This window comes from Candidatus Jidaibacter acanthamoeba (assembly GCF_000815465.1).
Lineage (GTDB): Bacteria > Pseudomonadota > Alphaproteobacteria > Rickettsiales > Midichloriaceae > Jidaibacter > Jidaibacter acanthamoebae.
Genome location: NZ_JSWE01000235.1, coordinates 1 through 271 on the forward strand (window position 1 = coordinate 1; position 271 = coordinate 271).

Here is a 271-nt window from a genome sequence, read left to right on the forward strand (position 1 = left end):
TTGTTGTTGAGCCAACAAACTTAAATCCTCTTTGTTTTAAGTCTTTACTAAAAGAGTCGGATTGCTTAGTTGTTACAGGTATATCTTCTAACTTGATCCATTTATTGGTTATCCTTTCTCCATTGATAAACTGCAAACTATATTTATAAAATGAGCCAAATTCTTCTTGTACTCTAAGAAAAGCTTTAGCATTATTAATTGCAGCTGCAATCTTAAGTTTATTCCTTATTAGACCAGGATTTTTAAGTAAGTATTCAACTTGCTTTTCAGA

The 271-nt window shown here is 30.3% G+C and carries 1 protein-coding gene; it reads right to left on the bottom strand.

The features are described 5' to 3' along the window. The coding region (locus tag NF27_RS10750; RefSeq protein WP_039459565.1) for a DNA-3-methyladenine glycosylase I at window positions 1-271 on the bottom strand (271 nt) is incomplete at both ends.